Origin of the sequence: Hymenobacter profundi, assembly GCF_019334315.1 — a bacterium.
Lineage (GTDB): Bacteria > Bacteroidota > Bacteroidia > Cytophagales > Hymenobacteraceae > Hymenobacter > Hymenobacter profundi.
In genome coordinates, this window is the sequence record NZ_JAHWGL010000015.1 from 62,133 (window position 1) to 69,100 (window position 6,968).

Sequence of the window (6,968 nt, forward strand, 5' to 3'; positions counted from 1 at the left end):
TAGAGGCGCCGGGCTACCCTACCCGCGTGTTCAGTTTACTGTGCTTGTTGCTGTAGCCGAAGTAGATAGCCAACCCGATAATCAGCCAGCCAAAGAACAGCATCCAGTTGCTGATGCCGAGCTGGGTCATCAAATACAAGTTGGTGAGCAGCCCTAGCACCGGCAGCAGCGACAGGCGTTTAGTGAAGGAAACCACCGTCAGCCCCACGCAGAACAGCAGGAATACAACCATGGGAATCTGGTGGCGGAACTGCTCGTACTCGCCGCTGGTTACGGCACCCCAAAACTCGTTGATAGCCGCTTGGTTGTACTGCCACAGGCCCACGGCGGCGGCCAGCAAAATCAGCCCCACGGCATAGCGTCCACTGAGGTAGGGCACCTTAAAGCGAGCATCGGATTGGCCGTGCGGGTCGATGATGAGGATACCGCCGCACACCAGCGCAAATGCGAACAGCGTACCGATACTGGTCAGGTCAATCACCAGATCCATGTTGAGCAGCAGGGCCGGCACGCCCACAAACAAACCCGTGACGATGGTGCTGAACGAGGGCGTGTGAAACTTAGGGTGCACCCGCGCAAACACCGGCGGCAGCAGCCCGTCGCGGCTCATGGTCAGCCAAATACGCGGCTGCCCGATTTGAAACACCAGCAGCACGGAGGTCATGGCAAACACCGCCGACACGGCCACCACGCCCGCCAGCCAGTCTACGCCTACCTGCTTGAACACGAAGGAGAGCGGGTCGCCTACCCCTAGCTCGGTGTAGCTCACCATGCCGGTGAGCACCAGCGTAATCACCACGTAGAGAATGGTGCAAATCACTAGGGCGTAGATCATGGCGCGGGGCAGGTCGCGCTGGGGGTTCTTGCACTCCTCGGCAGTAGTGCTGATAGCATCGAAACCAATGTAGGCGAAGAACACAGCCGACACACCTTTCAGCACGCCGCCGATGCCGTTGGGCGCGAAGGGCGTCCAGTTGGCGGTTTTTACATAAAACGCGCCTACCACAATTACTACCCCTACCACGGCCAGCTTCAACAATACCAATAAGTTAGAAGCCGTTTTTGATTCCTTGATGCCGATGTACACCAACGCTGTCACGAGCACCGTGATGATGAAGGCGGGCAGGTCGCAGACCAGCTTGAAATCGCCGAACAAGGTAGGCGCGGTGCTCCAGATACGGTAGGCTTCCTGCTGGGCCGCAGTGGCTTCGGTGAGCGGCCGGCCGGCCAGCATCAGGTCTAGCACGGCGTGGTAGCCGGCATAGGCACTTTGGGTTCCTAAGGTCAGATAATCAGGAATATGCAGTCCTACGCCATCCAGCAAACCCGTAAAGTAATCAGACCACGAAATGGCTACTACAATGTTACCCACGGCGTATTCCATGATCAAGGCCCAGCCAATAATCCAGGCGGCCAGCTCCCCAAACGAGGCGTAGGCGTAGGTATAGGCCGAGCCCGATACCGGAATGGTAGCCGCAAACTGCGCGTAGCACAGCGCCGAAAACGCGCAGGCAATGGCGGTGAACACGAACAGCAGCGACACGGCCGGGCCGCCGTCGTGCGAGGCGTTGCCGATGGTGCTAAAGATACCAGCGCCAATAACGGCGGCAATACCCAGGGCCGTGAGGTCGCGCACGGAGAGGTGGCGCTCTAAGTGGCCTTCCTGCTCGCCGCCTACCCCAGCGTGGGCATCGGCAGGCGGGTTTGACTGAAGTTGGGCAATACTTTTGCGCCGGAACAGGCCGGCAGTGCGCGTTGGAGGTAGCGGAGTAGGCAATGCGGTAGAATCGGTTTTGGAGGGCAAAAGATACTGAATAAATGCGGCGGACGCGGCGCGACAGCCCAGACCAGATTGATCCTCAAGACAAAAAGAATTTTTGACAGCGCGTGTGGAATTCAGCGGCGGGCGGCATCTTATAATTGCCAGGGCTGAAACTCTGGGAACCAGAGCCGGCTGTATACTACATCTTATACCCTATGCCCACGCCCACTATCACCATCCCTACCCCTTGCCACGAAAATTGGCAGCAGATGACGCCCACCGCCCAAGGCCGCCACTGCGCCGCCTGCCAGACTGTGGTCGTCGATTTCACGCAGTTTACGGATGCCGAGCTGCTGGCCTACCTCAGCCAACGCACCGGGCAACCTACCTGTGGTCGGTTCCGGGCCGGACAGCTTGGGCGGCCGTTGCGGCCCACGGTAGCAGCTACTGCGGTTTCGCGGTGGCGGGCATGGCTGGCGGCAGCCGTGGCGGTGTGGAGCCTACGCGAAGTGGCTGCGCCGGCCGTGCGGGCGCAGGCGCCCACGGAGCAGCGGGAGCAGACGGTTAGCACATCTGATACCTTATTCTTTCGGGGCCGGGTTCGTCATGTAGGCAGTGCTGATGTGATTCCAGGGGCAATCATCCTATTGCAGAAAACTTCCTTGACTACAACAGCTGACTCAACTGGGTACTTTGAGTTACGAATACCGCCAGGAACCCAGCTGTCCTCTGAGGTATTGGTGGTATCAGCCCTAGGCTACAAAAGCGGACTGTTTAGCGCTATCCCTAATAAATCGCTCAATATTGCTCTAGAAGCCGACATTGAGGTAGTGCGCACGATCATAATGGGAATGATACCTTCCTATTCAACTCCAACCCATTCACCATCCTTGTGGCAGCGTGTGACGCGGCCGTTTCGGCGGTAGTAAAGTTCTGTTTCACCAAACCTTTTCCCCCGAAAAATCCTTTATGCGGGGATGAAGAACCTGCTGCTCGCTACCCTCCTATTACTCGGCACACTGTCTGGCTGCGCCGTGAAGCCTACCAACCGCTACGACGTTTTCACCAAAACCGCCCAACTGCCCCAGGAAGAAGCCCCGCACGAGCGTAATTCTCTGGAATGGTGGTATTTCACGGGCCATCTGCGCGATAAGAAAACCGGCGAGGAGTTCGGTACCGAGTACGTGTTTTTCCACTTCAACATGAATGGTAAGCAGGACTGGCAGATGGTCAACTTTGCCGTGACGGACCCCAAGGTCCAGCAGTTTCGCTACGATTATAAGGTGCGCCGCCTGCCTAAGCTGCTGGCCCCTACCCTACCCATCGGCCTTTCTATGCAGAAGAAGGCCCAGCAGTGGCAGCTCACGGGCCAGGAGGGCCGCTACCACTTGCAGGCCCGTATGGCCCGGCACGCCGGTACTGCCATCAACCTCACCACTACCCCCGCTAAGCCTGTGCTGCTGCACAGTGGCACCGGCTACGAGAACTACGGCGGCAAGGCCACGGCCGGCTACTATAGCTACCCGCGCCTGACGGCCACCGGTACCATGGAGGTGAATGGCCAGCTGCACGAGGTAGAAGGCGAGCTGTGGTACGACCGTCAATGGAATTGCAACTCCGTGATGGCCAAAGATGCCGGCTGGGACTGGTTCAGCATTCAACTCAACGAACCCAAGGAGGATTTGATGCTCTATCAATTATTCAACCGCGCCACTGGCGAATCGGTAGGCGGTGGCTCGCACTACTCGGCCACCGCGCAGAACACCCACCTCGACGAGGCCGATTTTGAGTTGGAAACCCTGGCCGAATGGACCAGCCCGCACTCCCACAAAACCTACCCCAGCAAGTGGCGCGTACGCATCCCCAGCCAGGGTTATGACTTGGTAGTAGAGCCCGTGATGCAAGATCAGGAGTTGAGTATCAAGCTCCTACCCGGCGTAAAGATGAATTATTGGGAAGGCATGTGTCGCGTATCGGGCACGCACTACGGCAAGTCCGTCACGGGCCGCAGCTACGTCGAAATCACCAACCGCAAGGAAAAGCAAAAGGTGAAAGAGGCAGTAGCTAACGCAAGTGACGGAGTGACGGAGCGGCAGAATGATTGAGTGAAAACACATGTCATCCTAAGCGCAGCAAAGGACCTGCTCACGCATGAACGACCACCATAATAATAGTTCGTGCGTGAGCAGGTCCTTTGCTGCGCTTAGGATGACACGCTTTTATTATTCACCACTCACAACTTCACTATCTACTACCCATTCAGCACAATGCGGAAGGTAGTGCCTTTCCCTACCTCCGACCACTTCACGAAGAGCTTGCCTTTGTGATAGTTCTCGATGATGCGCTTGGCCAGCGCCAGACCCAGGCCCCAACCGCGCTTTTTGGTGGTGTAGCCGGGTAGGAACACCGAGGCCATCTTGTGCTTAGGAATGCCCTTGCCCGTGTCCGTGATATCGATGGCAATCTGGTTTTTGCTGCGCACCGGCCGGCGCAGGTGAATGTGGATGCTGCCCCGGCCATCCATGGCATCCACGGCGTTTTTGCAGATGTTTTCTACCACCCAATCAAACAGTGGCACGTTTACCTGGGCAGGTATATCGGTGGGTAGGGAGGTAGTAATGGTGAACGTGACCTTGCGCGACACCCGGCTCTGGAGGTAGGCAATGGCGTTTTGCGTCACCATCAGAATGTTCTCGTCCTTGAGCACCGGCACCGAGCCGATGTTGCTGAAGCGCTCCGTAATAATTTCCAGCCGCCGGATATCCTTGCCGAGCTCCTCCACAATCGGCTCGTCCTTAAAACGTTCCGACTCGCGCAGGTAGGCCTGCCAGCCTACCAGGCTGCTTAGGGGCGTACCCAGCTGGTGAGCCGTTTCCTTGGCTAAGCCTACCCATACCCGGTTTTGCTCGGCCCGCCGCGACGAGCTGAACGAGAAGTAGGCAATAACGGCCAGACAACTCACTACCGCCAACTGTACCAAAGGGTAGGTTTGCAAACGATCGAGCAGAGCGGAATTTTTGTAATACAGATAGTTGCGCAAGCCTGCTCCCAGCTCAATTACGATGGGCGGGTGCTTTTCCTTCATCTCCAGCACCTGCTTTTTCAGGAATACCTGGCGCTGCTCGTCATTCAGCCCCTTGGGCACGTCCACAAACTTGTAGTCCACCACGTCGCCGTCGTTGTTCACCAGCAACAGCGGGATGGTTTTGTTGAGCTGAATGATTTCGTCGAACACGAACGTGGTGTTGGCGTCCTCTACCTCCATGTTGATGATGAAGCGCAACGCCTTAGCATAGAGGTCAATCTGCTGCTGTTCGCGCTCAGCCAAGCGACTCACCAGAATGTTGGTATACAGCACGGTAGCCACTGCAATCAGTAGTGCGCTGGCCAGTACTACCAGCTTGCCGCGGGATTTTTGGTCGTAGATCGGAATCAAGGAAAGGCGATGGAGCCTGGCTCCGGGTAGGTGAGACAACGAAGGTAGGAACTCGACGGGGGTTGCCGTGGGTCGCGCCGGCCTACCCCTGCGGTGTTATCCAACCAAAACCTGACAAAAATCATCCACCGGAGCCCATAGAAAAGAAGTGCTATGAGTTGTGCGCACCTCAAAAAGCCCAAATAAAGCCGTTTTGGCACGGGTAAGCTGTTTAGAATAAAATAAATATGTACCTCTAGTAGAGGTGAATATTTTTCAAAAAGGCCGTTTTGCGGGGCTATACCCCCTTCTTTCAGAGAACTTGCTTCCGCCCGAACCTCTACTGGCTGCCTGCTGTTTTCAATCTATCGAATTGCGCCGTAATTTTGCGCCCTACGCTCCGCGTCAGTACCTGCTATGCTCCACCCGTTCAAAGCTGTCAGCCTCTCCTATAAAAAAGCGCCGCTGGAAATCCGCGAGCTTATTGCCCTGGACGAGGCCGCTTGCCGCCGCTTCTTGCACATGCTCCACCACGACCTGCACTTGCAGGACCTGCTGGTGTTGAGCACCTGCAACCGTACCGAAGTCTACTACGCCGCCGACCGCGACCAGAGCCCGGCTATTATCGAGGCCCTGACGCAGCTCAAGCAGCTTCCCGATGCTGCTGCCTACTACCCCTACTTCGATATTCTGGACACCTACGAAGACGCCGTGCAGCACTTGTTTGAGGTGAGCATGGGCCTCGATGCCCAGGTGGTAGGCGACTTGCAGATCAGCAACCAGGTGAAAATGGCCTACCAGTACTCGGCCGATGCTGATGCCGCTGGTCCGTTTTTGCACCGATTGCTGCACACTATCTTCTTCACCAACAAGCGCGTGCAGCAGGAAACTGCCTTCCGCGATGGTGCAGCTTCTACCTCCTACGCTGCTCTGGAACTGGTAGAGGAACTGACTGCTGATGTAGCTAACCCACGCGTGCTGGTGGTAGGGCTGGGCGAGATTGGCGCCGACGTGTGCCGCCACCTCGGCGACAGCCGTCAATTCTCGGACGTGACCATCTGCAACCGTACCCGTCACAAAGCCGAGCAGCTAGCCGCCGAGTGCGGCGTGAAGGTTGTTGATTTTGAAAACCTGACCCAGAGTCTGCGCGAGGCCGACGTGGTCATTTCTTCTATTGCCCGCGACACGCCGTTTTTCACCCGCGAGCTAGTAGCCCACTTAGATGTGCTGAGCTACAAGTTCTTCATCGACCTCTCGGTGCCGCGCAGCATTGAGGCGGAGGTAGAAACGGTACCCGGTGTGCTGGTGTATAACATCGATGCCATTCACAGCAAGACGTCGGCAGCGCTGGAACGGCGCTTGGCAGCCGTGCCGCAGGTGCGCGCCATTATTGCCGAGAGCATTGCTGGCCTAGGCGACTGGGCCAAGGAAATGATGGTATCGCCCATCATCCAGAAAATCAAAGGCGCCCTCGAAACCCTACGGCAGGAAGAACTGGAGCGCCATCTCAAAAAGACCAGCCCCGAGGAGGCCAAGCGCCTCGAAGACGTGACCCGCTCTCTGATGAACAAAGTGCTGAAGCAGCACGTGTTGCAACTGAAAGCCGCCTGCAAGCGCGATAACGCCGACCAACTGGTAGACGCCCTCACGGAGCTATTCGACCTAGAAAACCAGCCGACTACGGCGTAGGGTGGTGTGGTGAATTGAAAAAGGTGTCTGTCATCCTGAGCGCAGCGAAGGGCCTTCTCACGTGAGAACGACAGTCAGAACAACGGCTCGTTCCCGCGTGAG

The 6,968-nt window shown here is 57.0% G+C and carries 5 protein-coding genes; 3 read left to right on the forward strand and 2 right to left on the reverse strand.

Annotated elements, in window-relative coordinates:
• Nucleotides 1-13 precede the first annotated feature (13 nt).
• Nucleotides 14-1,723, reverse strand: coding sequence for an amino acid permease (locus tag KYK14_RS06215; protein ID WP_219157862.1), 1,710 nt, complete (start codon nucleotides 1,721-1,723; stop codon nucleotides 14-16).
• 254 nt (nucleotides 1,724-1,977) lie between these two features.
• On the opposite strand from KYK14_RS06215, the gene KYK14_RS06220 reads away from it, so the two are divergent.
• Nucleotides 1,978-2,688: a carboxypeptidase-like regulatory domain-containing protein gene (locus KYK14_RS06220; RefSeq protein ID WP_219157857.1), complete on the forward strand. Its 711-nt coding sequence runs from the start codon at nucleotides 1,978-1,980 to the stop codon at nucleotides 2,686-2,688.
• Nucleotides 2,689-2,739: 51 nt separating this feature from the next.
• Nucleotides 2,740-3,867 carry a lipocalin family protein gene (locus tag KYK14_RS06225; protein ID WP_219157859.1) on the forward strand — a complete coding sequence of 376 codons (1,128 nt, stop codon included), beginning with the start codon at nucleotides 2,740-2,742 and terminating at the stop codon, nucleotides 3,865-3,867.
• A gap of 146 nt (nucleotides 3,868-4,013) precedes the next feature.
• On the opposite strand, the gene KYK14_RS06230 is transcribed toward KYK14_RS06225, so the two are convergent.
• Nucleotides 4,014-5,198, reverse strand: a complete 1,185-nt coding sequence (locus tag KYK14_RS06230) for an ATP-binding protein (protein ID WP_185281920.1) — start codon at nucleotides 5,196-5,198, stop codon at nucleotides 4,014-4,016.
• A gap of 396 nt (nucleotides 5,199-5,594) precedes the next feature.
• Here KYK14_RS06230 and hemA point away from each other — a divergent pair, with 396 nt between their 5' ends.
• Nucleotides 5,595-6,866 carry a glutamyl-tRNA reductase gene (gene hemA / locus KYK14_RS06235; RefSeq protein ID WP_208308803.1) on the forward strand — a complete coding sequence of 424 codons (1,272 nt, stop codon included), beginning with the start codon at nucleotides 5,595-5,597 and terminating at the stop codon, nucleotides 6,864-6,866.
• The last annotated feature ends 102 nt before the right edge of the window (nucleotides 6,867-6,968 follow it).